27 protein-coding genes and 1 pseudogene are annotated in these 25,807 nt (G+C 65.5%); 15 read left to right on the top strand and 13 right to left on the bottom strand.

Annotation, left to right across the window (positions count from 1 at the left end; all coding sequences use genetic code 11):
- The first annotated feature begins 241 nt into the window (after positions 1–241).
- Together VIR62_RS00610 and VIR62_RS00605 are read left to right on the top strand one after the other, a co-directional pair.
- Entirely contained in the window at positions 242–544 is a 303-nt protein-coding gene (locus tag VIR62_RS00610) for a hypothetical protein (protein WP_431867800.1), read from the top strand.
- A gap of 10 nt (positions 545–554) precedes the next feature.
- On the top strand, positions 555–1,235 hold the full coding sequence (locus tag VIR62_RS00605; protein ID WP_431867798.1) for a DUF4197 domain-containing protein: 681 nt from the start codon (positions 555–557) through the stop codon (positions 1,233–1,235).
- On the opposite strand, the gene VIR62_RS00600 is transcribed toward VIR62_RS00605, so the two are convergent.
- Positions 1,232–2,566, bottom strand: a complete 1,335-nt coding sequence (locus VIR62_RS00600; protein WP_431867796.1) for an MATE family efflux transporter — start codon at positions 2,564–2,566, stop codon at positions 1,232–1,234. The two genes, VIR62_RS00605 and VIR62_RS00600, sit on opposite strands and share 4 nt — an antisense overlap.
- 83 nt (positions 2,567–2,649) lie before the next feature.
- Between VIR62_RS00600 and fsa the strand changes: the two genes are divergently transcribed.
- The 3 genes from fsa (at position 2,650) to VIR62_RS00585 (ending at position 4,852) form a co-directional block, all read left to right on the top strand.
- The gene (fsa, locus tag VIR62_RS00595; protein ID WP_431867794.1) at positions 2,650–3,303 is read left to right on the top strand and encodes a fructose-6-phosphate aldolase; all 654 of its coding nucleotides are present in this window, start codon (positions 2,650–2,652) and stop codon (positions 3,301–3,303) included.
- 80 nt (positions 3,304–3,383) lie between these two features.
- Positions 3,384–3,944 (top strand): DUF484 family protein, encoded by a 561-nt coding sequence (locus VIR62_RS00590; protein ID WP_431867792.1) that lies wholly within the window; start codon positions 3,384–3,386, stop codon positions 3,942–3,944.
- Positions 3,929–4,852: a tyrosine recombinase XerC gene (locus VIR62_RS00585; RefSeq protein WP_431867790.1), complete on the top strand. Its 924-nt coding sequence runs from the start codon at positions 3,929–3,931 to the stop codon at positions 4,850–4,852. The genes VIR62_RS00590 and VIR62_RS00585 overlap by 16 nt, the downstream gene beginning before the upstream one ends.
- On the opposite strand, the gene VIR62_RS00580 is transcribed toward VIR62_RS00585, so the two are convergent.
- The 4 genes from VIR62_RS00580 to rsmI are packed head-to-tail and all read right to left on the bottom strand — an operon-like array spanning position 4,815 to position 7,634.
- On the bottom strand, positions 4,815–5,447 hold the full coding sequence (locus VIR62_RS00580) for a DedA family protein (RefSeq protein ID WP_431867789.1): 633 nt from the start codon (positions 5,445–5,447) through the stop codon (positions 4,815–4,817). The genes VIR62_RS00585 and VIR62_RS00580 overlap by 38 nt on opposite strands.
- Entirely contained in the window at positions 5,440–6,396 is a 957-nt protein-coding gene (gene gshB, locus VIR62_RS00575; protein ID WP_431867788.1) for a glutathione synthase, read from the bottom strand. The genes VIR62_RS00580 and gshB overlap by 8 nt, the downstream gene beginning before the upstream one ends.
- A 51-nt stretch (positions 6,397–6,447) precedes the next feature.
- Complete coding sequence (locus VIR62_RS00570; protein WP_431867787.1) at positions 6,448–6,813, bottom strand: YraN family protein; 366 nt, start codon at positions 6,811–6,813, stop codon at positions 6,448–6,450.
- Positions 6,810–7,634, bottom strand: a complete 825-nt coding sequence (rsmI, locus tag VIR62_RS00565; protein WP_431867785.1) for a 16S rRNA (cytidine(1402)-2'-O)-methyltransferase — start codon at positions 7,632–7,634, stop codon at positions 6,810–6,812. Before rsmI ends, VIR62_RS00570 begins: the two co-directional genes overlap by 4 nt.
- Positions 7,635–7,645: 11 nt before the next feature.
- Between rsmI and VIR62_RS00560 the strand changes: the two genes are divergently transcribed.
- Entirely contained in the window at positions 7,646–8,830 is a 1,185-nt protein-coding gene (locus VIR62_RS00560; protein ID WP_431867784.1) for a penicillin-binding protein activator, read from the top strand.
- Here VIR62_RS00560 and hemW read toward each other — a convergent pair.
- From hemW to rph, 3 genes are read right to left on the bottom strand one after another with little or no spacing between them, the layout of a single operon-like run.
- Complete coding sequence (gene hemW, locus VIR62_RS00555) at positions 8,827–10,053, bottom strand: radical SAM family heme chaperone HemW (protein WP_431867782.1); 1,227 nt, start codon at positions 10,051–10,053, stop codon at positions 8,827–8,829. The two genes, VIR62_RS00560 and hemW, sit on opposite strands and share 4 nt — an antisense overlap.
- Before the next feature lie 16 nt (positions 10,054–10,069).
- Positions 10,070–10,675, bottom strand: coding sequence for an RdgB/HAM1 family non-canonical purine NTP pyrophosphatase (gene rdgB, locus VIR62_RS00550; RefSeq protein WP_431867780.1), 606 nt, complete (start codon positions 10,673–10,675; stop codon positions 10,070–10,072).
- On the bottom strand, positions 10,672–11,388 hold the full coding sequence (gene rph, locus VIR62_RS00545; RefSeq protein WP_431867778.1) for a ribonuclease PH: 717 nt from the start codon (positions 11,386–11,388) through the stop codon (positions 10,672–10,674). The genes rdgB and rph overlap by 4 nt, the downstream gene beginning before the upstream one ends.
- Before the next feature lie 161 nt (positions 11,389–11,549).
- On the opposite strand from rph, the gene hrcA reads away from it, so the two are divergent.
- The 5 genes from hrcA (at position 11,550) to VIR62_RS00520 (ending at position 16,471) form a co-directional block, all read left to right on the top strand.
- Positions 11,550–12,593 (top strand): heat-inducible transcriptional repressor HrcA, encoded by a 1,044-nt coding sequence (hrcA, locus tag VIR62_RS00540; protein ID WP_431867777.1) that lies wholly within the window; start codon positions 11,550–11,552, stop codon positions 12,591–12,593.
- On the top strand, positions 12,590–13,126 hold the full coding sequence (grpE, locus tag VIR62_RS00535) for a nucleotide exchange factor GrpE (protein ID WP_431867775.1): 537 nt from the start codon (positions 12,590–12,592) through the stop codon (positions 13,124–13,126). Before hrcA ends, grpE begins: the two co-directional genes overlap by 4 nt.
- A 56-nt stretch (positions 13,127–13,182) precedes the next feature.
- Positions 13,183–14,379 carry a serine hydrolase domain-containing protein gene (locus VIR62_RS00530; protein WP_431867773.1) on the top strand — a complete coding sequence of 399 codons (1,197 nt, stop codon included), beginning with the start codon at positions 13,183–13,185 and terminating at the stop codon, positions 14,377–14,379.
- 152 nt (positions 14,380–14,531) lie between these two features.
- Complete coding sequence (locus VIR62_RS00525; RefSeq protein WP_431867771.1) at positions 14,532–14,879, top strand: hypothetical protein; 348 nt, start codon at positions 14,532–14,534, stop codon at positions 14,877–14,879.
- Positions 14,880–14,887: 8 nt separating this feature from the next.
- Positions 14,888–16,471 (top strand): L,D-transpeptidase family protein, encoded by a 1,584-nt coding sequence (locus tag VIR62_RS00520; protein ID WP_431867769.1) that lies wholly within the window; start codon positions 14,888–14,890, stop codon positions 16,469–16,471.
- 13 nt (positions 16,472–16,484) lie between these two features.
- Here VIR62_RS00520 and VIR62_RS00515 read toward each other — a convergent pair whose 3' ends face one another.
- A complete protein-coding gene (locus tag VIR62_RS00515; protein ID WP_431867767.1) occupies positions 16,485–16,961 on the bottom strand; it encodes a vgr related protein in 477 nt (158 codons plus the stop codon).
- 33 nt (positions 16,962–16,994) lie between these two features.
- Positions 16,995–17,471 (bottom strand): copper chaperone PCu(A)C, encoded by a 477-nt coding sequence (locus VIR62_RS00510; protein WP_431867765.1) that lies wholly within the window; start codon positions 17,469–17,471, stop codon positions 16,995–16,997.
- A gap of 124 nt (positions 17,472–17,595) precedes the next feature.
- On the opposite strand from VIR62_RS00510, the gene dnaK reads away from it, so the two are divergent.
- Both dnaK and dnaJ read left to right on the top strand, forming a co-directional pair.
- A complete protein-coding gene (gene dnaK / locus VIR62_RS00505; protein WP_431867764.1) occupies positions 17,596–19,512 on the top strand; it encodes a molecular chaperone DnaK in 1,917 nt (638 codons plus the stop codon).
- 111 nt (positions 19,513–19,623) lie between these two features.
- Positions 19,624–20,748, top strand: coding sequence for a molecular chaperone DnaJ (gene dnaJ, locus VIR62_RS00500; RefSeq protein ID WP_431867762.1), 1,125 nt, complete (start codon positions 19,624–19,626; stop codon positions 20,746–20,748).
- Positions 20,749–20,821: 73 nt separating this feature from the next.
- Here dnaJ and purB read toward each other — a convergent pair whose 3' ends face one another.
- From purB to VIR62_RS00485, 3 genes are all read right to left on the bottom strand, one after another.
- Positions 20,822–22,120 carry an adenylosuccinate lyase gene (gene purB / locus VIR62_RS00495; protein WP_431867760.1) on the bottom strand — a complete coding sequence of 433 codons (1,299 nt, stop codon included), beginning with the start codon at positions 22,118–22,120 and terminating at the stop codon, positions 20,822–20,824.
- Between the two features lie 271 nt (positions 22,121–22,391).
- Positions 22,392–23,057: a hypothetical protein gene (locus tag VIR62_RS00490; protein WP_431867758.1), complete on the bottom strand. Its 666-nt coding sequence runs from the start codon at positions 23,055–23,057 to the stop codon at positions 22,392–22,394.
- Positions 23,058–23,247: 190 nt separating this feature from the next.
- A complete protein-coding gene (locus VIR62_RS00485; RefSeq protein ID WP_431867756.1) occupies positions 23,248–24,153 on the bottom strand; it encodes an IS1595 family transposase in 906 nt (301 codons plus the stop codon).
- Between the two features lie 100 nt (positions 24,154–24,253).
- On the opposite strand from VIR62_RS00485, the gene VIR62_RS00480 reads away from it, so the two are divergent.
- Together VIR62_RS00480 and VIR62_RS00475 are read left to right on the top strand one after the other, a co-directional pair.
- Complete coding sequence (locus VIR62_RS00480; protein ID WP_431867802.1) at positions 24,254–24,571, top strand: hypothetical protein; 318 nt, start codon at positions 24,254–24,256, stop codon at positions 24,569–24,571.
- Between the two features lie 272 nt (positions 24,572–24,843).
- Positions 24,844–25,807: pseudogene (locus VIR62_RS00475) on the top strand (hypothetical protein); the annotation flags it as partial.

Genomic DNA, 25,807 nt, shown 5'->3' with positions numbered 1-25,807 from the left:
CCCAAAGCGGCGTTGAGGATGACGACGCGGACGCGGTTCATGGGAGCGAGGCCATATCGTCGTTTCGTGATCCTGCAAAACATAGCCCTGAACCGGCCCGTCCCAAGGTCGGCTCAGGCGAGCTCATAAACCCTGCTGATGTCACGAACGCGGGATTCTGTTTGCCCGGCAGGGTTCGATCGCTAGGTTCTGTGCAGGATCAGCGTCCCGAGGACCCATCCTGAGTAGGAGACGATACGCTGTGATTGCGCGCAGGTGGCATGGCCGGATACCGACCGCGAAGACGGAGGCGTATCTGAAGCTGATGCGCGAGGTGGCGCTTCCCGACTATCGCGCGACCGAGGGCAATCTCGGGGCCTGGTGCCTGCACCGCGCCGACGGTGATGTCGTCCATGTCGAGATGTTCACGCTCTGGCGGGACTGGGACTCCATTAGCCGTTTCGCCGGCGAGGACGTGGTGGCCGCCAAATATTACGACTTCGACGCCGACTATCTGCTGGAGCTCGAGCCGACGGTGATTCACTTCGAGGCGATTAGCGGCTAGTCCATCACGAATGGACAGTCCAATTTCCAGACGCCGCCTCGTCGGCGCCGCGCTCGCCCTTCCATTGCTCAGCCTTTCCGCCTGCGCCGGCTTCGGCGGATTCGGGATGGAAGACGCGATCCGACGGCTGCTGACCCTGTCGTCGCAGCGGGCATTCGCGCAGCTGCTGGAGGAGAATGGCTTCTTCGCCCATGACGTGGCGCGGATCGCGCTCCCGCCCGAGCTCGGAGGGAACGCGCCGACGACCTTGCTGGCGGCGCTGCTCCGGCAGCCGCCCGTGCGCGAGCGCCTGATGCGGCAGGTCAACAAGGCGGCGGGGGAGGCGGCGAACGTGGCGGCGCCGATCGTGCTCGAATCGATCCGGGGCATGACCATCGCCGACGCGCTGTCGATCGTGCGCGGCGGCTCGACGGCGGCGACCGACTATCTCCAGCGCCGGATGGGCAACGCGATCTTCGATGCGATGCTGCCCGAAGTCGACGAGGCGCTGCGGCTGTTCGACAACGACATCGTGACGCAGGCGCTGCGGGCCGCGACCGGGATCGACTTTGCCGGGCTGCGGCACGATGTGACGCTGAAGGCCAGCCAGGGCATCTACCGCGCCATCGGACAGGAGGAGGCGGCGATCCGCGCCGATCCCGCGGCCACCGGCGACCCCGTCCTGACGGCCGTGTTCGGGGTGCTGCGCTAGGCCGGGAATGTCGCCCGCCGGAGCCTGGGCAGCAGCAAGGCCTGCCCGGCCGCGCGGGCGACGAAGAAGAGGCTGAAGGCGAGCCAGAGCCCGTTATTGCCGAGCGAGCCGGCGGCCCAGAGCACCAGGGCGTAGGTCGCGAAGGCGGCGACCATCGTGATCAGGAGCGCGCGCGTCCAGGTCGCGCCGACATAAATGCCGTCATAGACGTAGGACGTCACGCCGATCAGGGGCAGTCCGACAGCCCAGGGCAGATAGGTGAGGGTCGTCGCGACGACGGCGGGATCGGTGCTGAAGCTCCCGGCAAAGGGCGCGCCGAAGAGGGCGTACACACAGGTTATGAATGTACCGAAGGCGAGGCCCCAAAGAAGCAGGGCGCGGACCAGCCGGTCGAAACGCTGACGGTCATTCCCGCCGACCGCCTCGCCGCACAGCACTTGGGCCGAAGCCTCGAAGCCGTCGAGGATGAGGGCCGACAGGATGAACAGCTGGTAGAGGATTCCGTTGGCCGCGAGCACCAGCGGACCCTCATGCGCGCCGTCGCGGGCCATGAGCAGGATCGCTCCGGTCAGCAGCATGGTGCGCAGGAAAAGGTCTCGGTTGATGCGGAACAGCGCGCCGAGGGATGCGCTGTCCCAAGTCGCCCGGCGGAAGGCGAGGCGCAGCGCCATCCCGGCCGGGGTTTCCCAGGCCACGACCCCGATCAGGGCGGCGAGCTTCAGGCCTTCCGACAGCAAGGTCGCCGCCGCGACGCCCGCGACGCCCCAGCCGAAGCCGAGGACGAAAAGGAGGTCGAGCCCGATGTGGCCGATATTGGCCGCGACCTCGACGGCGAGCACGGCGCGCACCTTCTTGCGTCCGATCAGCCAGCCGACCAGAACGGCGTTCACCAGCCAGAGCGGTCCGCCCCAATAGCGTATCTCGACATAGGTCCGCGCCTGCTCCGCAAAGGCGCCCCGGGCATTGAGGAAATCGAGGCCGACCGGGATGGCGAGCGGCATGAGGGCGAGAAGCAGGGCGCCGATCAGCAGCGCCGCTCCGGTGGCCCGTGCCAGTGCGGCCGCCTGGGCCGCCTGATCGCCCCGTCCCGCGGCCTGAGCGGTGAGCGCGATCGTGCCTGTCCTCAGGAAATTGAAGACGACGAGCAGCCCCATCATGAACTTGGCGCCGAGTTCTACCCCGGCCTGGGCGGCCGGGACGCCCAGCTGGCCGATCACCCACAGGTCGGCGAGGCCGAACAAGGCGGTCGCGACATTCGTCAGCATGGCCGGAAGGGCGATCGCCCAGATCGCGCGGTGCAGCCCGTCGCCGTCCTTTGAAGCCGTCGCCATCCGCACCCTCATGACTCGCGCGCGCCGGCTCGTCTGGCTAGAAGGGCGCGCGAATCTCCAAACCGCTCGAAGGCATGCCCCAAATGAAATTCTTCGTCGACACCGCCGACACCGCCGAGATCCGCGACCTGGCTGAAACGGGTCTGCTCGATGGCGTCACCACCAATCCCTCGCTGGTCCACAAGTCCGGCAAGAACTTCCTCGAGGTGGTGAAGGAGATTTGCGGGATCGTGTCGGGGCCAGTCTCGGCCGAGGTGGTCGCCACCGAGCATGGCGAGATGATGCGCGAGGCGGAGATGCTGCGGAAGATCGCCGACAATATCGCGGTCAAGGTGCCGCTCACCATCGACGGCCTCAAGACCTGCAAGAAGCTGACCGAGAACGGCACGATGGTGAACGTCACGCTCTGCTTCACCGCCAACCAGGCCCTGCTCGCGGCCAAGGCCGGGGCGACCTTCATCTCGCCCTTCGTCGGCCGGCACGACGATATCGGCTTCGACGGCATGCAGATCATCTCGGAAATCCGAATGATCTACGACAATTACGATTTCGATACGCAAATATTGGTGGCAAGCGTGCGTCATCCCATCCACGTCCTCGAAGCCGCCAAGATCGGCGCCGACGTGATGACCGCCCCGCCCAAGGTGATCCGCCAGCTCTTCAACCATCCGCTGACGGACCGGGGGCTCGAAGCGTTCCTCGCCGACTGGAAGAAGACCGGCCAGAGCATCTCATAGTACTGGCCGCGCGATAGCGGGAGGACCCGCAGGTCATTTCGCCATCGCATCTTAACCATATCAGGGCTAAGCTTCCCGGCATGGGTACGGTGATCAACTTCGAGGATCGGGCGGTGGCGCACCTGCAGGCGCGGGTCGCGGCGGCGGAAGAGGCCAACCAGGACCTCATCGCCTTCGCGCGCGGCCATTCGGGCGCGGTCGCCTCGATCCATGCGGCGGTGCTGGCTGCGGTCGAGGCGGAGGGCTTCGATCACCTCATCCATATCGTGACGCAGGAATGGCCGCAGATATTGGGGCTGGACGCGGTCGCCGTGGCTTTGTTCGTCGGAGACAAGGGGATGCGCGCCGATGCGTCGGGGATGCAGTTCGTCGACCCGCGGGTGATCGAGCGTTCGATCGACCAGTTCGAAGGGGTCGTGCTTCGCGGATGCGAGCAGGGGCACCCGCTGTTCGGGCCGGCCTGCGGGCTGATCCGGGCCGAAGCTTTGGTGCGGCTCGACAGCGATTCGCCGCTGCCCAAGGGGCTGCTCGCGCTCGGCCAGCGCGGCGCACAGGGCTTCGAGACGCGCCATGGCTCGGAGCTTCTCATGTTCCTCGGACGCGTGCTGACGCGCTGCATGGGCCGGTGGCTGATCCCCTGACTGATCACCCCGCCCGCGCCATAGCCGCGCGCTGGCGGGACCATCTCGCTCGCGATCGCCGCCGCTCGGAGCACACGGTGCGCGCCTACCTGGCCACGGCGCATCGGCTGGTCGACTTCCTCGGATTTCATCGCGGCGAGGCCGTGACGGGCGATGTGCTCGCCAGCCTCCAGGCCGTCGACCTTCGCGCTTTCCTGACCAGCCGCAGGGCTGGCGGGCTCGGCAACAGCTCGGCCGCGCGCGAGCTGTCGGCGATCCGCGGCTTCCTAGCCTTTGCCGCGGCGGAGACGGGGCGGGAGTCCGCGGTTCCGCGCCTCAAGGGCCCGAAGAGGCCGCGAAGCGTGCCCCGCCCGATTTCACCGGACGAAGTTGCGGCGCTTGCGGAAGATGTCTCCGAAGACGCGTCCGAGGAATGGATCGCGGCGCGCGATTTCGCGCTTCTCACCTTGCTCTACGGGTCGGGATTGCGCGTGGCGGAGGCGCTCGGCCTGGTCGGCTCAGCCCTGCCTCTGGGCGAGGCCCTGATAGTGACAGGGAAGCGCGGCAAGACGCGGATCGTGCCCCTGCTGGCGCCCGTTCGCGCGGCGATCGAGCGCTATCTGGCGCTCTGTCCCTATCCGCTGGCGAAGGACCAGCCGCTGTTCCGGGGCGCGCGGGGCGGACCATTAAGAGGCGAAATCGTACGTCGCGCCGTACGGCGGGCGAGGGTGCGGCTGGGCCTGTCCGACCGGACGACGCCGCACGCGCTGAGACACAGCTTCGCGACCCACTTGCTGGGGCGCGGCGCGGACCTTCGCTCGCTCCAGGAGCTGCTCGGCCACGCCAGCCTGTCGTCGACGCAAATCTATACGGCGGTCGACGCCGCCCATCTCATGGACGTGTATCGGAACGCGCATCCTCGGGCCTAGGGCTCGGTTTCCAGGTAATCACCCGGAAGAGATACCAGAGCACCAGCACGACGATGACACCGATCGAGACGGGGCCGAGATATTTGTCGATCTCGGTATAATTCTGACCGAGCAGATAGCCCGCAGTGGCGAGGAGGGTGGTCCAGCCGAAGGTGCCGATCGTCGAATAGATGAGGAACGGCTTCCAGCGCATGCCGAACAGGCCGGCGGGAATGGAGACGAGGGAGCGGATCGTCGGCACCATGCGGCCGAAGCAGACGAACCAGCGCTCATATTTGTCGAAGAAATGGTCGGCGCGCTTCATTTCCTTCCAGTCGACGGTGAGGTAGCGGCCGAACTTGTCGATGAAGGGATGGAAGCGCTCGATCCCAAGCGCGCGCGCGACGACATACCAGAAGGTGTTGCCGACCATCGCCCCGAAGGTGCCGGCAAGAATCACGCCCCAGAGCGTTAGCGTGCCGCGCGAGGCCTGGAGACCGGAGAGGGACATGATGACCTCCGACGGAACTGGCGGGAACACCGTCTCCAGGAGCATCAGCAGCGCGACGCCGAGATAGCCCGACTGCTCGATCAATTCTCTTATCCACTCACCCATTCGTGGGGGCCTTTCTCTCGATCGCGTCCCAGATGAGGCCGGGTGTGTCGGTGCCGTTGAACTTGTCGATGGCGACGATTCCGGTCGGCGAGGTGACGTTGATCTCCGTCAGCCATTTGCCGCCGATCACGTCGATGCCGACGAAAAGGAGGCCGCGCTTCTTGAGCTCCGGCCCGATCGCCTCGCATATCTCGCGCTCGCCTTCGGTTAGCTCGGTCTTGGCCGCGAGCCCGCCGACAGCGAGGTTGGAGCGTATTTCGCCTTCGCCCGGGATGCGGTTGACCGCGCCCGCGACCTCGCCGTCGACGAGCACGATGCGCTTGTCGCCCTGGGCGATCTCGGGGAGGAAGGCCTGGACCATGTGCGGTTCGCGGTAGGCGGTGTTGAACAGCTCCATGAGCGAGGCGAGATTCGTGCCGTCGCGGCCGATGCGGAACACCGATCCGCCGGCGAAGCCGTGCAGCGGCTTCACCACGATCTCGCCGTGTTCCGCCAGGAACTTGCGCGTCAGACCCAGGGATCGCGTGACCACGGTCGGCGGCATGAAGCGGGCGAAATCGAGGACCCACAGTTTTTCCGGCGCGTCGCGGACCGCCGCCGGGTCGTTGACGACCAGAGTCTCGCCCTGGATGCGCTCGAGCAGGTGGGTCGCGGTGATGTAGCCGAGGTCGAACGGCGGATCCTGGCGCATCAGCACCACGTCGACGTCGCGGCCGAGGTCGAGGAGCACCGGATCCTCGAAGCGATAATGATTGCCGGCGACATCCTGGACGGTAACCGGATGCGCCATGGTCCAGAGCCGCCCGTCGGCGTAACTCAGATCCTCGGGCGCGTAGTGGAACAGCCTGTGCCCGCGCGCCTGCGCGCCGAGCATGATCGCGAAGGTCGAATCGCCAGCGATGTTGATCTTGTCCATCGGGTCCATCTGGACGGCGACGCGGAGCGGCATGGGTGATCCTTTTGATTCGGTGCCTCGAACTAGGGACCGTGGACGGGAATGTCACCCGTGCCAGACATTCTCCAGGTGGCGCGGGAGGCGGCGCGGGAGGATGAAGATGGCGTCGATCCGCACATCATCGCCGTCGCGCAGGAAGCGCGGCGCCAGCGCTTCCGCGGCGGCGGCGACGCGGCGGAGGCGATAGTCGTCGAGCGACAGGGCGATGTCGGCTTCGGTGGCGCGCGCCTCTACCTCGACGAAGGCGATAATGCGGCCACGCCGCGCCACCAGGTCGACCTCGCCGCGTGGCGTGCGTACGCGGCGGGCGACTATCGCCCATCCCTTCAGCCGCAGCCAGAGCGCCGCGAGGGCCTCCGCCCGCCTACCGCCACGCTCCGCGCGTCGTCTATTTACTTTGGGCCGCTTCATTTGAGCGCAAGCGCCCGCTCGTAGACGGTTCGGCGTGGTAGCCCGAGCGTTTCGGCGACCTCGGCGGCGGCACGGGAGGCAGACAGGCGGGTCATCGCTTCGCGCAAAGCCGTGTCGATGTCCGTGTCGCTGGCGGCTTCCGCCTCGCCGGGCGGACCGACGACGATCACAATCTCTCCCTTGGGCGGCGCATCAGCGTAGCGGTCGGCGAGTTCGGCGACGGTGCCGGTGACCGTTTCCTCGAATTTCTTGCTGATCTCGCGCGCGACCGCCGCGTCGCGGTCACCGAGGCCTTCACCCAGTGCCGCGAGCGTCGCGGCGAGGCGGGAGCCACTTTCGTAGAGGATGAGCGTGGCGCGCACCGAAGCGATCTCGGCAATCGCGGTGGCGCGGGCGCCGGCCTTGGCGGGGAGGAAACCGAGGAAGAGGAACCGGTCGGTGGGAAGACCCGCCAGGGTGAGGGCGGCGATCGCCGCGCAGGGACCGGCGACCGTATGGATGCTGACGCCCGCCGCGCGCGCGTCGCGGACCAGCTTGTAGCCGGGATCGGAGATGAGCGGCGTCCCGGCATCCGATACAAGCGCCACCGCCTTCTCCGCCATCTGGCCTATCAGCCCCGGCCGCACGCGATCGGCATTGTGATCGTGATACGGCGTCATCGGCCGCTTGACGCCGATATGGGCGAGGAGCTTGGCCGTCACGCGGCTGTCTTCGACGGCGATCAAATCGGCTTCCGACAATATCTTGGCGGCGTGCGGGCTGAGATCGGAGAGATTGCCGATCGGGGTCGCGACGATGTAGAGGCCGGGGGGAAGGGACATAAGGGGTAGTCATGGCAGACCGGATCACTCGCCCGCAAGCGCGGCGCTCATTCCTCGGGCTGGCGGCGTTGGCGGGGCTCAGCCTTTTTATCGCCGGTTGCCAGATGGTCCCGAGGCCCCGCCCGGCGCCGCCGGAGCCGGTGCCGACGCCGACTCCCGAGCCGACTCCCGGCCTTCCGACCGACACGGACCGCAACCGCGTCGCCGTGCTCGTTCCGCTCAGCGGCGAGAATGCGGGGATCGGCCAGTCTATCGCGAACGCCGCCAACCTCGCCATTCTCGACACGGGTGGCCAGCGAATCCGCATCACCGTCTACGATACGGCCAAGGGCGCCGCGGTCGCCGCCAATGAAGCGCTGGCGGACGGAAACCGCCTGTTCCTGGGACCCCTGCTGGCCGAGAATGTCCGCGCCATCGCCCCCATCGCCGCGCGCGCCGGCGTGCCGGTCGTCGCCTTTTCCAACGACGCCAGCGTGGCCGGCGACGGGGTCTATCTGATGGGCTTCGATCCCGCCCAGTCGGTCGATCGGGTGGTCGGCTATGCCCGGTCCCAGGGCCTGGAGCGCTTCGCCGGCCTCATTCCCAATGGCGACTATGGCCGCCGCGCCAGCCAGGCGCTGATCGCCTCGGTCGAACGCGGGGGCGGCAGGATGGTGGCGATGCAGACCTATGACCGGAGCCGGGAGGCGCTTCGCGGCGCCGTCACCCGGCTCAACGCCCAGTCCGGCTATGACGCCGTGCTGATCGCCGACAATGGCCGCATCGCCATGGGCGCCGCGCCGATGGTTCGGGAGGGAACTTCGGCCGACGCGCGCATCCTTGGCACCGAATTGTGGAAGAACGAGGAGGGCCTGGGCGCTACGCCGGCGCTGCGCGGCGCCTGGTTCGCCAGCGTGCCGGACAACATGTTCAACCAGTTCCGCACTCGATACCGCGCCCGCTACAGTTCGAATCCCTATCGGCTCGCGAGTCTCGGCTATGACGCGGTACTGCTCGCCGTCAGAGTCGCGCAGGACTGGCCGATCGGCCGGCCTTTCCCGGAGAACGAACTGAGGAATCCGGAAGGCTTCATGGGCGTCGACGGAGCCTTCCGCTTCGGCTCCGGCGGGGTCGCCCAACGTGTGTTCGAAGTGCTGCAGGTGACGCCCGTCGGCTTCACCACCGTCTCGCCTGCGCCGAAGAGGTTCGGGGGTTAACGCACGATCTCGGCCAGGATCGCGTCGAGCAGGAGCATTCCCGCCGCGGTGACGCGAAGGCGGCCTTGTTGCCGATCCATCAGGCCCTGATCGATAAGGCGGCCGACCACGCGGGTGTCGACCAGGGTGTCGAAAGGTGCATTCCCAAGCCACTCGATGCGATCACTCTCGATGCCTTCCCGAAGCCTCAGCCCCATCAACAGCGCCTCGACCGCTGCTGAATCGGAGTCGATCGGCACCTCATCGACGACGCCGTGGCCGTTCCTCTGGAGCGCCGACAGCCAATTCTCCGGCTTCCTGTGCCGCTGCGTAGCGCAGCCGCCGCGCCGGCCGTGGGCGCCGGGGCCGATCCCGAGATAGTTCTGATAGCGCCAGTAAGCGAGGTTGTGCCGGCTCTCCTCGCCGGGACGGGCGTGGTTGGAGATTTCATAGGCCGGAAGTCCCGCCGCGTCGGTCATTGCCTGGGTCAGTTCGTAGAGGGCGGCGGCATGGTCGGGATCGGTGACCGGCAGCGCGCCCTTGGCGGCAAGGGCGGCGAAACGGGTGCCGGGCTCGATGGTGAGCTGATAGAGCGACAAATGGCCAGTGCCGAAGGAGAGGGCGCGCGCGAGTTGAGCCTGCCATTGCGCTTCGCTCTGCTCCGGTAGCGCATAGATGAGATCGAAACTCACGCGGCGGAACTCGCCCTGCGCCGTCTCCAGCGCGGCCAAACCTTCCGTCACGCCATGGGCCCGGCCGAGGAAGCGGAGCGCGTCGTCGTCCAACGATTGAAGACCGAGCGACACGCGGTTGACGCCCGCCGCAGCCAGATCGGCGAAGCGGGCGGCTTCGACGGAGGAGGGATTGGCCTCCAATGTGATCTCGATGTCCGGTGCGAAGCCCCAGTGCCGCTCCGCTGCTTCGATCAGACGGGCGACGGTTTCCGGAGGCATGAGCGAGGGCGTGCCGCCGCCGAAGAAGATCGAGCCGACCTTTCGGTCCGGTTCCATCCGCGCCTCATAAGCCAGGTCGGCGAGCAGGGCCTCTTGCCACAGCGCCTGATCCACCGAAGTGCGGACGTGGCTGTTGAAGTCGCAATAGGGGCATTTGGAGACGCAGAACGGCCAGTGGATATAGAGGGCGAGTGCGTCCTCTTCGGCCCGTTCGTTCCGAGCGAAGTCGACGGGCGCTGGCACCGAGTTCGAGAAACGCCCCTCGACTTCGCTCGGGACGAACGAGTCCATCGTCAGTTCGCTTCCCTCATATGACCAGTGCCGCCACTAGCTTGCGGAAGGCGGCGGCGCGGTGGCTGATCGCATATTTGTCGGCGGGGTCCATCTGGCCGAAAGTCATCTCTCGGCCGATCGGCTGGAACATGGGGTCGTAGCCGAAGCCGTTCTCGCCGCGCGGCGGCCAGACGAGGAGGCCGTCGACCCGGCCTTCATAGCTTTCGATATGGCCGTCCGGCCAGCACACGGAGAGGGCGCAAATGAAATGGGCGTTGCGGCCTGCCTCGTGACCCTTGGCGAACAATTCCTCCTCGATCCGCTCCATCGCGACCATGAAATCCTTGCCCTCGCCGGCCCAGCGGGCGGAGTAAATACCGGGGCGCCCGTCGAGCGCATCGACGCAGAGGCCGCTGTCGTCGGCGAGGGCTGGGAGGCCCGAGAGGTCCGCCGCCAGCCGCGCCTTCAATTCCGCATTGTCGATGAACGTGTTGCCGGTTTCGTCGGGTTCGGGAAGGTCAAGGTCGGCGGCCGAGACCGGCTCTACGCCGTGGGGACCGAGCAGGTCGGCGATCTCTCGTACCTTGCCGGGATTGTGGCTGGCGATGACGAGCTTGCCGGGCTCGAGGCGGCGGCTCATCGGCCGGTCGCCTTGTCCTGCGCGGCGAAAATCTCGTTGCAGCCGATGCGGGCGAGGCGGAGGAGGCGCAGGAGCCCTTCCTCGTCATAGCATTCGCCTTCGGCCGTCACCTGCGCCTCGACGATGTCGCCGTTCGAGGTCAGCACGAAATTGCCGTCGCAGCCGGCCGAGCTGTCCTCGTCATAATCGAGATCGAGCACCGCATTGCCTCCATGGATGCCGCAGCTCACTGCCGCGACCTTCTTCTGGATGGGGTCGCTTTCAAGCAGCTTCTGTTTCAGGAGCCTGTCGACCGCGATGCGGAGCGCCACCCAGGCGCCCGAGATAGCCGCCGTGCGCGTGCCGCCGTCCGCCTGGATGACGTCGCAGTCGAGCGTGATCTGGCGCTCGCCCAAAGCTTCGAGGTCGACCACGGCGCGCAGGGACCGGCCGATCAGACGCTGGATCTCCTGGGTGCGGCCCGACTGCTTGCCGCTCGCCGCCTCGCGGCGTCCGCGGGTGTGCGTGGCGCGCGGGAGCATGCCATATTCCGCCGTCACCCAGCCCTTGCCCTTGCCGCGCAGCCACGGAGGAAGCTGAGTTTCGACCGAGGCGGTGCAGAGCACGCGCGTGTCGCCGAAGCTGACGAGGCAACTTCCCTCGGCATGACGGGTGAAGCCGGCTTCCATGGTGATCGCCCGCATCTGGTCGGGCGCGCGTCCGGATGGGCGCATGATTTTCCTTTCGATGGTTCGGCCGGGCACTTAGCGAGCCCTCCCTCGTCATTCCAGCGAAAGCTGGAATCCATCTGAAGGTCCGGTTCAGGAGCGGACTCTGCTAGGGCCCCAGCTTTCACTGGGGTGACGGGAGGGCGGAGGCTGATTACATAAATGCCATGTCCGCCACGCCCATAGCCGAAATGACCGACCGCGCCCGCGACGTGTTCCGGCTCGTCGTCGAGGGCTATCTGGATTCCGGGCTGCCGATGGGTTCCCGCACCATCTCCAGGTTGCCCGGCGTCAACCTCTCGCCCGCCTCGATCCGCAACGTCATGCAGGATCTGGAGGAACTGGGCCTGCTCAGCCATCCGCACACCTCCGCCGGCCGCGTGCCGACCGAAGGGGGGCTCCGCCTGTTCGTCGACGGCATGATGCAGGCGGCGGCGCCGAGCGCGGAGGAACGGGCGGCGATCGAGGGGCGGCTGGATCGCGGCGGCCCGATCGAGGAGGTGCTGGCGGCGGCGACCGCGGCCTTGTCCGGCCTTTCCGCCTGCGCCGGCATCGTCCTGGTGCCCAAGCGAGAGCCGGTGCTCCGGCAATTCGGCTTCGTGCCGTTGTCGGCCGATCAGGCGCTGGCGGTGATGGTCGGGCACGACGGCAGCGTCGAGAATCGGGTGGTCGAGTTGCCCGCCGGCATCACCGCCTCCACGCTAGCCGAGGCCGGCAATTATGTGAGCGCGCGTTTTTCGGGCCTGACCCTCGCCGAAGCACTGGCGCGTCTCAATTCCGAAATCCGCGCGGGAGAGGCGGCGCTCGACCGCGTCTCGCAGGAACTGGTCGCGCGCGGCCTCGCCATCTGGTCGCGCGATGGAGCTCAGCGCCCCGTGCTGATCGTGCGCGGCCAGGCGAACCTGGTGGAAAGCGACGCGGCGGCCGATCTGGAGCGCGTCCGCCAACTGCTCGACGAGCTGGAAGGCAAGGAGGAGATCGCGCGCCTGCTCGACAGCGCCCGTGCCGGACGGGGCATGAAGATCTTCATCGGCTCGGAAAACAAGCTCTTCGCCCTCTCCGGCTCTTCGGTCATTGCCGCTCCTTATCGGGGCGCAGACGGCAAGGTGGTCGGCGTGGTGGGCGTGATCGGCCCGACGCGGTTGAACTATGCGCGCGTCGTGCCCATGGTGGATTTCACGGCACAGGCACTATCGAGATTGATGGCATGAACGACGAACAAAAGGTTGAAGGCGAAGCGAAAGAGCTTCCGGAAGAGGCATCGGGCGAGACGAAGGAGCTCGACCGGCTGGCGGAGCTGGAAAAGGAGCTTGAGGAGGTTCGCCAGCACGTCCTCTACGCTCAGGCCGAGACGCAGAATGTCCGCCGCCGCCTCGAGGCCGAGAAGCAGGCCGCCTCCACTTATGCCGCGACCGGCTTTGCCCGCGACATGCTGAGCGTGAAGGATAATCTCGACCGCGCTCTGGCCGCGATCCCGGAGGAGCTGCGCCAGGACGACAAGATGAAGGGTCTTATCGCCGGCATCGAGGCGACCGGCCGCGAGCTCGACACCGTCTTCCAGCGCAACGGCATCACCCGCGTCGAGGCGATGGGCCAGCCGCTCGACCCCAATCGCCATCAGGCCATGATCGAAATCCCGAACGACGAGGCCGAACCCGGCACCATCGTCCAGGAAATGCAGACGGGCTACATGATCAAGGACCGGCTGCTGCGGCCGGCGTTGGTGGGCGTGGCGAAGAAGTGAGTCCTCGGGGAGGACCGCGACCTTCATCGCCCCGGCGGCCCGACTAGGTCATGGCCATGGCGCGCGCGGTCCTGGCCATCCTGCTCGCCCTGACGGCGGGCTGCGCGAATCCTCCCCGCCCGGCGCCGCCATCGACGGCACCCGCTTATGTCTGGGTCACTTTCGATGAGTCGACACTACTGAACAGCGGAGCTTCGGGGCTTGCCGACCGGCGGACGGGGCGGCCCCTCACAATCGATGACCCGGTTCGGATCGCGTCCATCTCCAAGTTGGTCGTCGCGTTGGGGGCTATGCGGCTCGTCGAGCAGGGGGTGCTCGATCTCGATCGGGACGTGTCGGACTGGCTGGGTTGGCGGCTGCGCAATCCGGCGTTTCCCGACGACCCGATCACGCTTCGGCTGCTGCTGTCCCACACGTCGAGCCTCAGGGATGGGATCGACTACGCGATTCCGCTCGGCGGAAGTGTGCGAGAGGCTCTGAGTGATCCCGCGGCCTTCGATGCCGAGCATCGGCCGGGCGGCTATTTCACCTATTCCAACCTCAACTTTCCGGTGATCGCCTCCATCATTGAGTCGGCGACGGGCGAGCGGTTCGACCGGTTGATGGAGCAGCTGGTGCTGGACCCGCTGGGGCTCGACGCCTGTTTCAACTGGACGACGTGCAGCGACGGGGCGATCGATCGGGCGGTGGTGCTTTACGATACGGACGATTCGGTCCTCCGCGACGATCTGGGCGGGGAATGGCCCGACTGTCCGGTCGTTCCCGCGGCCGATGGAAGCTGCGATCTCGGTGGCTACAAGCCGGGAACCAACGGAGCGCTCTTCTCGCCTCAGGGAGGGCTCCGGATTTCGGCCCGCGATCTCGCCACGGTGGGCCGATTGCTCCTCAATCGCGGGACTCACGGAGGCGAGCCGTTTCTGAGCGAGACCAGCATCAACCAACTCCTGGAGCCGGCCTGGCGCTTCGATGGGGCCAATGGCGATACCGGCGACGGCTTCTATTGCGCCTACGGCCTTGCCAGCCAGAGCCTGCCGGTGGCGAATCCCGGATGCCGGGACGATATTTTCGGCGACGGCACCGCGGTCGTCGGCCATGCGGGGGATGCCTACGGCCTTCGCTCCGGCTTGTGGATCGACCGTCGCAGCGGGACCGGCATCGCCTATTTCGCGACCGGCAATGGCGACGATCCGCCGCGCGGGAAATCGGCCTACCGCGCCATCGAGGAGTGGCTCGCCGGCCGGCTCGGCCGGTGAGGGCGAAGCGATAGCTGGAGAGCCCTTTCAGGGCGACCCGTTTCCCCTGAGGAACGATTCCGGCGGGTTGGTCGTTGGGCCGGTGCTGATGTGAGTTGCTCCTGCGCGAGCCGGACAGACTGGCATCACGGACCTTCTCAGGGAGATGTGATATGAGCAGGGTAATGTTGGCTGTATTGGCCGCCGGTACCGTGACCCTCGGTGCCTGCACGTCCTATGAAGATCGGGAAACCTTGGAAAGCGCCGGAACGGGCGCGGCGATCGGCGCGGCTGCCGGCGCCGGCGTCGGTGCGGTCGTGGGCGGCATCAGTCCGCTCGAGGGTGCGGCTGCGGGCGCGGTCGTCGGCGCTATCGCCGGCACGATCGCGGCCGATCGGGATAACGATGGCAGGGCCGACGGATACTACACCCAGGATGGCACCTACTATCCTTATGAGACGACACCGCCTCCGGCCTACACGGCTCCGCCGCCGACCTACCGGTCGGGAGAACGGGGCTGAACACGCCCGTGGTTGTTAGCGTATCGGATCGTGCCGGTGGACAGCGTCCGCCGGCACGGCTGTCCCTTTTTCATGCCTGCGTCGCGGGCGCCTTGTTCGCCGCGGCTGTTCCGGCGCCCATCCTCGCGGCGCCGCAATCGCCCGTTGCGGCGGAGATCAAATCGTCCGGCAGGCTGAACCGCGACCTCAAGGCATTCTACAAGGCAAGGGATTACCGCCCCTTGTGGATCAGGAACGGGACCATCGGTCCCGGGGCGGCGCGGCTCGTCAACCTGATCGGAAGCGCTCGTCTCGACGGGCTCGATCCCGACGATTATGATCCCGAAGACCTTGTGCGGGCCCTCCGGCGAGCGGAAAGCGGATCGCCGAGGGCCCTGGCCCGGGCCGAGATAGAATTGTCGCGCGCCTTCGCCGATTATGTGCGCGACGTGCGCCGTTCGCCGCGGGTCAATATCACCTATATCGACAAGGAGGTCGAACCTGTCCCGCCCAGTAGGGCCGAAGTGCTGAGGGGTGCGGCCGAGGCGCCTTCGCTGATGTCCTACCTGGAAAATTACGGCTGGATGAGCCCGGTCTACGCGGAGCTGCGCCAGGGGCTTGGCGAACACCACGCCAGCTGGTCGGGCCTTCCGCAATTCACGTTGCCGGCGGGTCCCGTGCTGCGTCCCGGTTCAACCGGAGCCCGCGTGGGCATGCTGCGCGTGCGGTTGGGCCTGAGCCCGGGAGAGAAATTCGACAAGGAGCTGGCTTCGCGGATTCGCGAATTCCAGTCGGCGCATGGGCTTCCGGTCGACGCCATTGTCGGGCCGACCACGCTCGCGGCGCTCAATCGCGGCGCCGACCATCATGAATGGCGGATCCGCGTGAACATGGAGCGGGCCCGCGCTCTGCCTGGTCGCTCGGAGGATCGCTACATCCTCGTCGACACCGCCTCGGCGCGACTCTGGCTTTATGAGGATGGCGAGGCCGTCGATTCGATGAAGGTCATTGTCGGCAAGCCGGCCCAGCAGACGCCGATGCTGGCGGGTCTGGTGCGCTTCGCCGCGGTCAATCCCTATTGGAACGTGCCGCCGGACCTGGTTCGCGATCAGATCGCGCCGGAGGTGCTCGACAAGGGCGGCTCCTACATCCGTTCGAAGCGTTACGAGATACTTTCGGACTGGACGGAGAATGCGCGCGTTCTCGACCCGAAGGAAGTAGACTGGGCCGCCGTCGCCGCCGGGCGCCGAGAGCTTCGTATCCGTCAGCTTCCGGGCGCGCACAATGCCATGGGCGATGTGAAGTTCATGTTCCCCAACGACCGCGGCATCTTCCTTCACGATACGCCGGATAGGGCATTGTTCAAGGATGACGAGCGTCGTTTCAGCTCGGGATGCGTACGGCTGGAGGATGCCGGGCGATTGGGCAAATGGCTATTCGGCCAACCGATCCGCACCAAGTCCGATGCTCCGGAGCAATGGCTCAAGGTGCCTGAACCGGTTCCGATCTACATCACCTACCTGACCGCCGCGCCGGCCGAGAACGGCATCGCCTTTCGCGAGGATGCCTATGGGCGTGACGAGGCTCAGTTAGCGCAGATTGCCAGCCGGTAGGCACGCATTTCCGTTATCCGGGAACGCCTTCAACCCGAAACGCGAACGGCAGCAGGCCGGCATATTGCTCAATAGGCGGCGCGCCCGACACCTTTGCCCCCTCGCGCAGCAAAAAGGCGTGCCGCACGATCTCCGCCTGCTGCTCGATGCCGTAGCGCTTGAGCGGCCAGCCGGGCTTCAGGGCGTAGCTGTAGCGGCAGAAGGGATGGCGGGCCAGCGGCAACCAGACCCCGCGCTGATGCTGCCAGACATGGGTCATCTCATGGATGAAAAGGCCTTGCGCCTGCAGCGAGCGGTCGCAAAAATCCTCGCACCACAGGCCGCCCTTGGGGTGGAACCAGATGTGCCCGTCGGGCGCCATGGTGACCCGCCTCGGCTGGAACGGCCACCATCTGCGATGGCGGATGCGGACCGCCGAATAATCGATCGCATCGCCGAAGATGGAGGCAGCGAGATTGCGTTCCGCTTCGGTCAGGGGGCGGGAAGTCACGCCAAGTTCCCGACCATCATTATATTGTCTTTGTCACTCGGGCGCCGGATCGCCCGCGGCGATCACTTGCGCCTGGACCGTCACCGGCTGCGCCCGGGAAAAGGCGAAGGTGAGGGCTAGGGTGTCGCCCGGCTTCACGGTGGGATCGAGGCTGAACAGCATGAGGTGCTTGCCGCCCGGCTCGAACATCAGGGGCTCGCCTGCCTCGAAGGGCACGGTCTCGATCTGCCGCATCGATGACATGCCGCCGTCCGACATGCTCTCGTGCATCTCCAAGCGCCCCGGGGACGGGCTGGTGACGTTCACTATCGCTTCCGGCATCGCCCCCGCGGCGGCCGTGAAATAACCCGAAGCCGGCCTTCCGCCCACCGCCGGGAGCCGTATCCAGGCGTCGGTGACCGACACGGCATGCTCGGTGGGCTCGGCCATCCTGGTCGCCGATTGAGGGGCTGGATCGCAGGCGGCCAGCGCCAGGCAGATGGCGGGCAAGGCGAGGAGCAAGATGCGCATGGGCCGTCCTTAGGCGGGACGACTTCTTGTCGCAAATGAAAGCGCCCCTATATCGCCTCCGTAAGCACCCGCGTGCCCATGCGAGCGCGCGGGCAGGTATTTTATTGGGGCATAAGAGGATCATATGGCAAAAGTTATCGGTATCGATCTCGGCACCACAAACAGCTGCGTTGCTGTCATGGAAGGCAGCAAGCCGAAGGTGGTCGAGAACGCGGAAGGCGCGCGCACGACGCCGTCCATCGTTGCCTTCGCCAAGGACGGCGAGCGGCTGATCGGCCAGCCCGCCAAGCGCCAGGCCGTCACCAATCCCGACAACACCATCTTCGCGGTGAAGCGCCTTATCGGACGCCGTTTCGACGACCCCATGACCAAGAAGGACATGGAGCTCGTTCCCTACACCATCACCAAGGGTCCGAACGGCGACGCCTGGGTCAAGGCGGGCGGGGAGGATTATTCGCCCAGCCAGATTTCGGCCTTCATCCTCCAGAAGATGAAGGAAACCGCCGAGGCCTATCTCGGCGAAACCGTGACGCAGGCCGTCATCACCGTTCCGGCCTATTTCAACGACGCCCAGCGCCAGGCGACCAAGGACGCCGGACAGATCGCCGGCCTCGAGGTGCTGCGCATCATCAACGAGCCGACCGCGGCCGCGCTCGCCTACGGGCTTGAGAAGCAGGACGGCAAGACGATCGCCGTCTACGACCTTGGCGGCGGCACGTTCGACATCTCGATCCTGGAGATCGGGGACGGCGTGTTCGAGGTGAAGTCGACCAACGGCGACACTTTCCTCGGCGGCGAGGACTTCGACGCCAAGGTCGTCGAATATCTCGCAGCCGAGTTCAAGAAGGCGGAAGGGATCGACCTCACTAAGGACAAATTAGCGCTCCAGCGTCTCAAGGAAGCGGCCGAGAAGGCGAAGATCGAGCTGTCGTCGGCGCAGACGACCGAAGTGAACCTTCCCTTCATCACCGCCGACCAGAACGGGCCGAAGCACCTCGTCAAGATGCTGAGCCGTTCGGATCTGGAGCGCCTCGTCGCCGATCTCATCAAGCGCACGCTGGACCCTTGCAAGAAGGCTCTCGCCGATGCCGGGATCAAGGCCGACGCGATCGACGAGGTCATTCTCGTCGGCGGCCAGACCCGCATGCCCCGCGTTCGCGAAGTGGTGAAGGACTTCTTCGGCAAGGAGCCGCATGTCGGCGTCAACCCTGACGAGGTCGTCGCCATGGGCGCCGCGATCCAGGCGGGCGTGCTGCAGGGCGACGTCAAGGACGTGCTGCTCCTCGACGTGACGCCGCTGTCGCTCGGCATCGAGACTTTGGGCGGCGTTTTCACCCGGATGATCGACCGCAACACGACCATCCCGACCAAGAAGTCGCAGACCTATTCGACCGCCGACGACAACCAGAACGCAGTCACCATCCGCGTCTTCCAGGGCGAGCGCGAGATGGCGGCGGACAACAAGATGCTCGGCCAGTTCGACCTGGTCGGCATCCCGCCAGCGCCGCGCGGCGTGCCGCAGATCGAGGTCACTTTCGACATCGACGCCAACGGCATCGTCAACGTCCACGCCAAGGATAAGGGCACCGGCAAGGAACAGCAGATCCGCATCCAGGCTTCGGGCGGCCTCAGCGATTCCGACATCGAGCAGATGGTCAAGGACGCCGAGCAGTTCGCCGACGAGGACAAGAAGCGCCGCGCCGCGGCCGAGGCGAAGAACAATGCCGAGAGCCTCATCCACACCACGGAACGTCAGCTCGAAGAGCATGGCGACAAGATCGACGACGCGCTGAAGGGCGAAATCCAAACCGCCGTCGACGAAGCGAAGAAGGCCGTCGAGGGCGGCGACAGCGACGCCATGACGGAGAAATCACAGGCGCTCGCTCAGGTCGCGATGAAGCTCGGCCAGGCTATTTACGAGAAGGAGCAGGCCGCGGCCGCGTCTCCGGAGGCCAGCGCCACCGAAGGCGCCGAGGCCGGCAAGGACGAGGAAGTCGTCGACGCTGAATTCTCCGAGGTCGACGACGAAAAGAAGGGCTGAAGATGAGCACGACCGTCATTCCGGCGAAAGCCGGAATCTCGGGGAGGAAAGGCCCGGCCCTTCCCCTTGAGACCCCGGCTTCCGCCGGGGTGACGGCCTGCGGGGGCCGTCATGCTTGATACCGATTATTACGAACTGCTCCAGGTTTCGCGGTCGGCGGACGAGAAGACGATCAAGTCCGCCTATCGCCGCCTGGCCATGGAGTGCCATCCCGATCGCAATGGCGGCTGCCGGGACGCTGAGGCCAAATTCAAGGCGATCAGCCAGGCCTATGACTGCCTGAAGGATCCGCAGAAGCGCGCCGCCTACGACCGCTTCGGCCACGCCGCCTTCCAAAATGGCGGCATGGGCGGAGGCGCGCAGGATTTCGGCAGCTTCTCCGACATTTTCGAGAATATCTTCGGCGAATTCATGCACGGTGCGCGGGGCGGCGGGCAGAGCAATGTCCTGCGCGGCTCCGACCTTCGCTACGACCTGGAGATCACGCTGGAAGACGCCTTCAACGGCAAGGAGGTCGAGCTCCAGATCGACAGCACCGCCGCTTGCGAGCCTTGCGGTGGCAGCGGCGCCAAGCCGGGCACGGCGGCGCGCACTTGCAACATGTGCGACGGCCGCGGCCAGGTCCGCGCATCCCAGGGCTTTTTCGTGGTCGAGCGCACCTGCCCCGGCTGCCGAGGTGTTGGCGAGGTCATCGCCGATCCCTGCCCGTCATGTAGGGGCGAGGGGCGCGTCGAGAGGCGCAAGTCGCTCCAGGTCCGCGTTCCTGCCGGCGTCGACCAAGGCACCCGCATCCGCCTGTCCGGCGAAGGCGAAGCCGGTGCGCGCGGCGGACCGCCGGGCGACCTCTACATCTTCGTCCATGTCGCCCGCCATGCGCTCTTCCAGCGGGAAGGGACGACGCTGTTCGCCAAATGCCCGGTGAGCTTCACCACGGCGGCGCTCGGCGGCGTGATCGATGTGCCCGGCCTCGATCGCCAGCATCACGAAATCCGCATTCCAGCCGGCATCCAGTCCGGCAAGCAGATCCGCCAGCGCGGCGCCGGGATGCCGGTCCTCAACGGCCGCGGCCATGGCGACATGGTCATTCAAGTGGAAGTGGAGACACCGACCCGGCTGTCCGCCCGGCAGAAAGAGCTGCTCGAAGAATTCCGCGAAACCGAGACCGGCGAGGAATGCCCGGCAAGCTCCAGCTTCTTCAAGAAGCTCAAGGGCTTCTGGGAAGACGTAACGGGCTGATTTTCCTCCCCATCGTCACGATGGGGATCGCATGGTCTCCCTCCCCATGAGCTTCGCTCACGGGGAGGGCCAGCTATCCGAAGACCCGCTCGAAAATCGTGCCGACGTGCTTGAAGTGGTAGCCGAGGTCGAAGCGCTCCTCGATTTCATCATCGGACAACAGCGCCGATACTTCGGGGTCGGCTTTCAGCAGTTCCATCAGCGACAATTCACCGTCCGAATCCCACACCTTCGTCGCGTTGCGCTGGACGAGGCGATAGGCATCCTCGCGGCTGGCGCCCGCTTGGGTCAGGGCCAGCAGCACCCGCTGCGAGTGGACGAGGCCGCCCATGCGGTCGAGATTCTTCTGCATCCGCTCGGGATAGACGACCAGCTTGTCCATCACGCCGGTGAGGCGGGCGAGGGCGAAGTCGAGAGTCACCGTGGCGTCGGGGCCGATATAGCGCTCGACCGATGAGTGGCTGATGTCCCGCTCGTGCCAGAGTGCGACATTCTCCAGCGCCGGCGTCACATAGCTGCGCACCATGCGGGCAAGGCCGGTGAGGTTTTCGGCCAGCACCGGATTGCGCTTGTGCGGCATGGCCGACGAGCCCTTCTGGCCGGGCGAGAAATATTCCTCCGCCTCCAGCACCTCGGTGCGCTGCAAATGACGGATTTCCGTCGCCAGCCGTTCTACCGAGGATGCGATGACGCCGAGCGTCGCGAAGAACATGGCGTGGCGGTCGCGCGGAATGACTTGGGTCGAGACGGGCTCGACGGTGAGCCTCATCTTCTCGGCGACATGGGCCTCGACGCTGGGGTCGATATTGGCGAATGTGCCGACCGCGCCGGAAATGGCGCAGGTGGCGACATCGTCGCGCGCGGCGATGAGACGGGCGCGGTTGCGAGAAAATTCGGCATAAGCCTGGGTGAGCTTCAGGCCGAACGTGACCGGCTCGGCGTGAATGCCGTGGCTGCGGCCGATGGTGGGGGTCAGCTTGTGCTCGAAGGCGCGGCGCTTCAGCACCTCCAGAAGCTCGTCCAGATCCTGGATGAGGAGGTCGGCCGCCTGCTTCAGCTGCACCGCGAGGCAGGTGTCGAGGACGTCGGAGCTGGTCATGCCCTGATGGAGGAAACGCGCCTCGGGCCCGACATGCTCGGCGACGTTGGTCAGGAAAGCGATGACGTCGTGCTTCACCTCCGCCTCGATAGCGTCGATGCGGTCTACCTCGAACGCCCCCTTTTCCCACACGGCCTTCGCGGCTTCCATCGGCACGACGCCGTTCTCGGCCATCTTGTCGAGCGCGTGCGCCTCGATCTCGAACCAGATGCGGAATTTGGCTTCCGGCTCCCAGATGCTCGCCATCTGGGGCCTCGAATAACGGGGGATCATGGGTGCGTCCTGTCGGTGAAATATGTGCGCCCGATAGCAGGGCCGCGCCGGGGCTTCAATCGGACGAAGGGGGGAACGCGCCCGTTCGTAAGGTGTTTGGTGGCCCGGGGCTGAAAAAGGCCGATAAATTATCCGCGTCGAGCAAATTTGCTCCGTGAGATGAACCATTTAGGAGACAAGCTGGCAATTATATACTTGACGTAGGGATGCCAGATGTCGGATGATTCGAAGGGACAGGCCGGCGCTAAGGATGAGCTAACCGAAGTGGTTATCACTCCTGAGATGATTCAGGCGGGGGTGTCCGCTTACGTGGATTGGGATTCCAAGGATGATTGGTCTCTCGGTAGACTCGCAGAATCTCTGTATCGGGCAATGCGTGAAAAGGCCCCTCTACCTCACCGAAGCTCTTGAAGGCCATAACGAGGTCTGCCGTCAGATGAGAGATATCGTGATAGAGCTTCTTTAGAACGTCAGCATCGAAACGAAATTCATCGCCGCTTTCATGATTCACTGCCCTGCAATTGGTAGCGACGGAGGAATGAGGCGGTATCGTGTACGCGTAGGAGCCATGAGCGATCAGATTGCGCTTCCAGCTCAGATCTCCAGATGTATCTGCAATGGCAGCCAGCGCTTTAGCCTCATTTGGCTTCCAGGGAGCTAGCCATTCTTCGCAGATCGTTTTGAATAGGCGTCGGCGGCTCGCGAAACGCAGTCTCTTCCACTCTGTGGTGTCACGTGTTCCGGAGCCCGCCCTCTCGCCCTCAATCAAGCCGGAGAGACAGGCATTGAACACCGTTTCAAAGTTGCCCCAGTAGGCGATGACAAGCCCGACAGGGGCATGGTAATCTTGGGGGAGGAGCAACAGAACGCTGTGCTTGCCTTTGCGCATGAAGCGGCGATCGAAGGATATTGCGGCAGCAGGAGCGGTTTCGACCATGACAGATAATAGTCCCACCAAAGACACCCACTCCGAAGCGGAGACGGCGGCTCGTGCAGAGGCGGCGTTAAAGCGGATGCTCTCGGCCCCTCCCAAGCTGCACAAGGATAGCAAGCTTGGGAGGAAGCGGGAGTCTCATTCGGAATAGCGCTTACGGCGTGTGCCGATCTGGCGCGGCCCAACGTAGTAGTTAGGCGGCGAGCAGATTAGACCGCCGATAGGTCAGACGCTTGCCGACAATGCCACGCAGGATCGCGTCGGAGCGCTCTTTGTCAGTGTCGGCCTTGGTGGAATAGCGGAAGTCGAATTCGGCCAAGTAGCGGTGCATGTGGGCCTCGCTCATATGATGATAGGTGCCGATCACGCCGCGCTTCAGGATCGAGAAGAAGTTTTCAGCGGTGTTGGAATGCGTCTCACCCTTGCCGAACTTGCGGCTAGCGTGGAGCGTGTGACCGTGGCTGGCGAACTCGCGGCCAACGGCCCAGTAGTGGCGAGCTTCGTCCGTCATGAGCGTAGAGGCGCGGTCCACGTTGGATACGAGAACCGAGCGGACGTTGTTCGCGTGGATATTGGCAATGTGGAATGAGCGGGCGCGACCGTTGCGCTCGACAAGAGCAACAACTTTCTTCTTAGGAGCGGTCTTGCCGGAGAGGCGGTTCTTCTTCTTGCCGCCAACGAAAGCTTCATCGGACTCAACGACCTTGCCGGGACCGCCCAGCGGGCCGCTATCGTCCTTCATGGCCTCGCGAACGCGGTGCATCATGAACCAAGCGGTCTTGTAGGTGACGCCTAGCATACGGTGAAGCTGGTGGGCGCTCATGCCCTTCTTGCTGGACGCGAGAAGGTAGGTGGCAAGCATCCACTTATTGAGCGGCACCTTGGAACGCTCGAACACGGTTCCAACCGTAACGGTGAAGTTTTTCAGGCAGGAATTGCACTGGATAAGGCCGGGACGGTGCGACTTGCCCTGAAGGCGGTGGACGTTCTCGCACTCGCCGCAATGCGGGCAGAACGGGCCTTCCGGCCAGTTGATGCTTTCCAGATGTTCGCGGGCCTTGTCGGCGTCGGTGAAGATAGGGTTGGTGAGATCGAACATCGGGCGCTTCCTCTTGATGCACCCTTATCGCCCGAACAGGTTTCTACGTCAAGTATATAATTGCCGACAAGCTATGTTACGTCCGTTATTGCTCGCGAGCGTGTTCGCGCTGGCCGCGCCCGCCGGGGCGCAGGAAGTGATCGACGATATGGCGCCGCCGGTGACCGAAGGCGTCGCCGCGCCGGGCGCTCAGGATCAGACCGACCCCAATCTCCCTCCGGGCACGGTGCCGACCGGAATTGAGGAGGATACAACCGACGAGACGGTGGACCACAGCACGATGGGTCATGCCACGATCGCCACAGGCTCGACGTCGGTCACCACGGACAGTACGACCGAAACCGGCACGACCGGTACCACTGGAACTATGACCAGACGGGGGATGGTGAGGGCGAGAAGATATTCGACCAGCTCATGATCGAGCAGCGCGCCGGGTCCGCCCTCGAACAGGCGCCGGCGAAGCCTTGCGCGATGCCCGCTTCCATCGATCGACGTCTCATAAGCCTGGATTAAGCTTGATCCTGTTCCTAGGCAAACAGGGAGGCTAGGGCGGTCCACAAGGCCGAAGGTGACGGATGCGGAACGCTCGCCAGTAATGGAGGTTAAGGGACGATGGTTGCCGGACTTGTGACAACAGCAGTCCCTGCTTTCCTGCGCTGAGGCGGCGCGGTGGAGGAGGAAGAAGAAGTAGTGCGTCGGCGCCGGCCGCGATGGCAGCTGGTGCTGATCGGCTTCCTGCTTCTCATCCTGCTGCTCATCGTCATTGTCTGGACGCAGCGGCGGCAGATCGCGACCGACTATATCGAGGGCGAGCTGGCGCGACGGGGCGTTCAGGCGAGCTACGACGTCAAGCGGATCGGGTTCAGCCAGCAACAGCTTGAAAACCTCGTCATCGGCGATCCGGCCGATCCGGATCTCACCGCCCGTTTCGTGGAGGTGAGGATTCGCCACACGCTGCGAGGACCGAAGGTAAGCCAGGTGACCGCTCGCGGCGTTCGGCTCTTTGGCGGCGTCGTCAAAGGCAAGCTCACCTTCGGTAGCGTCGATCGCTTGCTCCCGCCGCCGACGGGAAAGCCCTTCGCGCTTCCGGACCTGGATGTGAACCTGATAGATTCGGCGATCGGTCTGACGACGCCGCTTGGCCGGATGGGCGTCGCGCTGGAGGGCAGGGGAAATCTCGCGGACGGCTTCAAGGGGACGGCCGCCGTCGTGTCGTCGTCGCTGCTCGTCTCCGGCTGCGCCATCGGCAAGCCGTCCGCCTATCTCAAGGTCGCGGTCGACGACCGCCGGCCGAGCCTCCAGGGTCCGGTACGGGCGGAGCGTGTGGTGTGCGAGAAGGACGATGTCGAGGTGATCGATCCGATCGCCATCCTCGACGCCGATTTCGCGGAGGACGTGCACAACTGGAACGGCGAAGGCGCGGTCCGGGTCGCGCGGCTCCGCTTGGGCGACAAGCGGGCGTCGGGTCTGGTCGGCACGCTCGGCTTCCGGGGTAATGGCGACCTGACGCGCGGCGACGTGACGCTCGCCGCCGCCGAGGGAGAGTTGGCCGGGGTGCGGGCCGGCCGCATGACGATCGACGGGCGATACGCCTATGCGGCGAGGAACAATCGGTTGTCCGTGGTCGGCGATGCCGGCGCCGAGAACATTGTCG

It is taken from the genome of Allosphingosinicella sp. (assembly GCF_036570505.1).
GTDB lineage: Bacteria > Pseudomonadota > Alphaproteobacteria > Sphingomonadales > Sphingomonadaceae > Allosphingosinicella.
Note: the sequence above shows the minus strand (reverse complement) of the source record. Positions and strands in the feature narration are given on the sequence as shown.

Coding starts and splice junctions, on each gene's coding strand:
- VIR62_RS00605 (WP_431867798.1), top strand. CDS start 555: ATGGACAGTCCAATTTCCAGACGCCGCCTCGTCGGCGCCGCGCTCGCC.
- VIR62_RS00600 (WP_431867796.1), bottom strand. CDS start 2,566: ATGGCGACGGCTTCAAAGGACGGCGACGGGCTGCACCGCGCGATCTGG.
- fsa (WP_431867794.1), top strand. CDS start 2,650: ATGAAATTCTTCGTCGACACCGCCGACACCGCCGAGATCCGCGACCTG.
- VIR62_RS00590 (WP_431867792.1), top strand. CDS start 3,384: ATGGGTACGGTGATCAACTTCGAGGATCGGGCGGTGGCGCACCTGCAG.
- VIR62_RS00580 (WP_431867789.1), bottom strand. CDS start 5,447: ATGGGTGAGTGGATAAGAGAATTGATCGAGCAGTCGGGCTATCTCGGC.
- gshB (WP_431867788.1), bottom strand. CDS start 6,396: ATGCCGCTCCGCGTCGCCGTCCAGATGGACCCGATGGACAAGATCAAC.
- VIR62_RS00570 (WP_431867787.1), bottom strand. CDS start 6,813: ATGAAGCGGCCCAAAGTAAATAGACGACGCGCGGAGCGTGGCGGTAGG.
- rsmI (WP_431867785.1), bottom strand. CDS start 7,634: ATGTCCCTTCCCCCCGGCCTCTACATCGTCGCGACCCCGATCGGCAAT.
- VIR62_RS00560 (WP_431867784.1), top strand. CDS start 7,646: ATGGCAGACCGGATCACTCGCCCGCAAGCGCGGCGCTCATTCCTCGGG.
- hemW (WP_431867782.1), bottom strand. CDS start 10,053: ATGGACTCGTTCGTCCCGAGCGAAGTCGAGGGGCGTTTCTCGAACTCG.
- rdgB (WP_431867780.1), bottom strand. CDS start 10,675: ATGAGCCGCCGCCTCGAGCCCGGCAAGCTCGTCATCGCCAGCCACAAT.
- rph (WP_431867778.1), bottom strand. CDS start 11,388: ATGCGCCCATCCGGACGCGCGCCCGACCAGATGCGGGCGATCACCATG.
- hrcA (WP_431867777.1), top strand. CDS start 11,550: ATGTCCGCCACGCCCATAGCCGAAATGACCGACCGCGCCCGCGACGTG.
- grpE (WP_431867775.1), top strand. CDS start 12,590: ATGAACGACGAACAAAAGGTTGAAGGCGAAGCGAAAGAGCTTCCGGAA.
- VIR62_RS00530 (WP_431867773.1), top strand. CDS start 13,183: ATGGCGCGCGCGGTCCTGGCCATCCTGCTCGCCCTGACGGCGGGCTGC.
- VIR62_RS00525 (WP_431867771.1), top strand. CDS start 14,532: ATGAGCAGGGTAATGTTGGCTGTATTGGCCGCCGGTACCGTGACCCTC.
- VIR62_RS00510 (WP_431867765.1), bottom strand. CDS start 17,471: ATGCGCATCTTGCTCCTCGCCTTGCCCGCCATCTGCCTGGCGCTGGCC.
- dnaK (WP_431867764.1), top strand. CDS start 17,596: ATGGCAAAAGTTATCGGTATCGATCTCGGCACCACAAACAGCTGCGTT.
- dnaJ (WP_431867762.1), top strand. CDS start 19,624: ATGCTTGATACCGATTATTACGAACTGCTCCAGGTTTCGCGGTCGGCG.
- purB (WP_431867760.1), bottom strand. CDS start 22,120: ATGATCCCCCGTTATTCGAGGCCCCAGATGGCGAGCATCTGGGAGCCG.
- VIR62_RS00490 (WP_431867758.1), bottom strand. CDS start 23,057: ATGGTCGAAACCGCTCCTGCTGCCGCAATATCCTTCGATCGCCGCTTC.
- VIR62_RS00485 (WP_431867756.1), bottom strand. CDS start 24,153: ATGTTCGATCTCACCAACCCTATCTTCACCGACGCCGACAAGGCCCGC.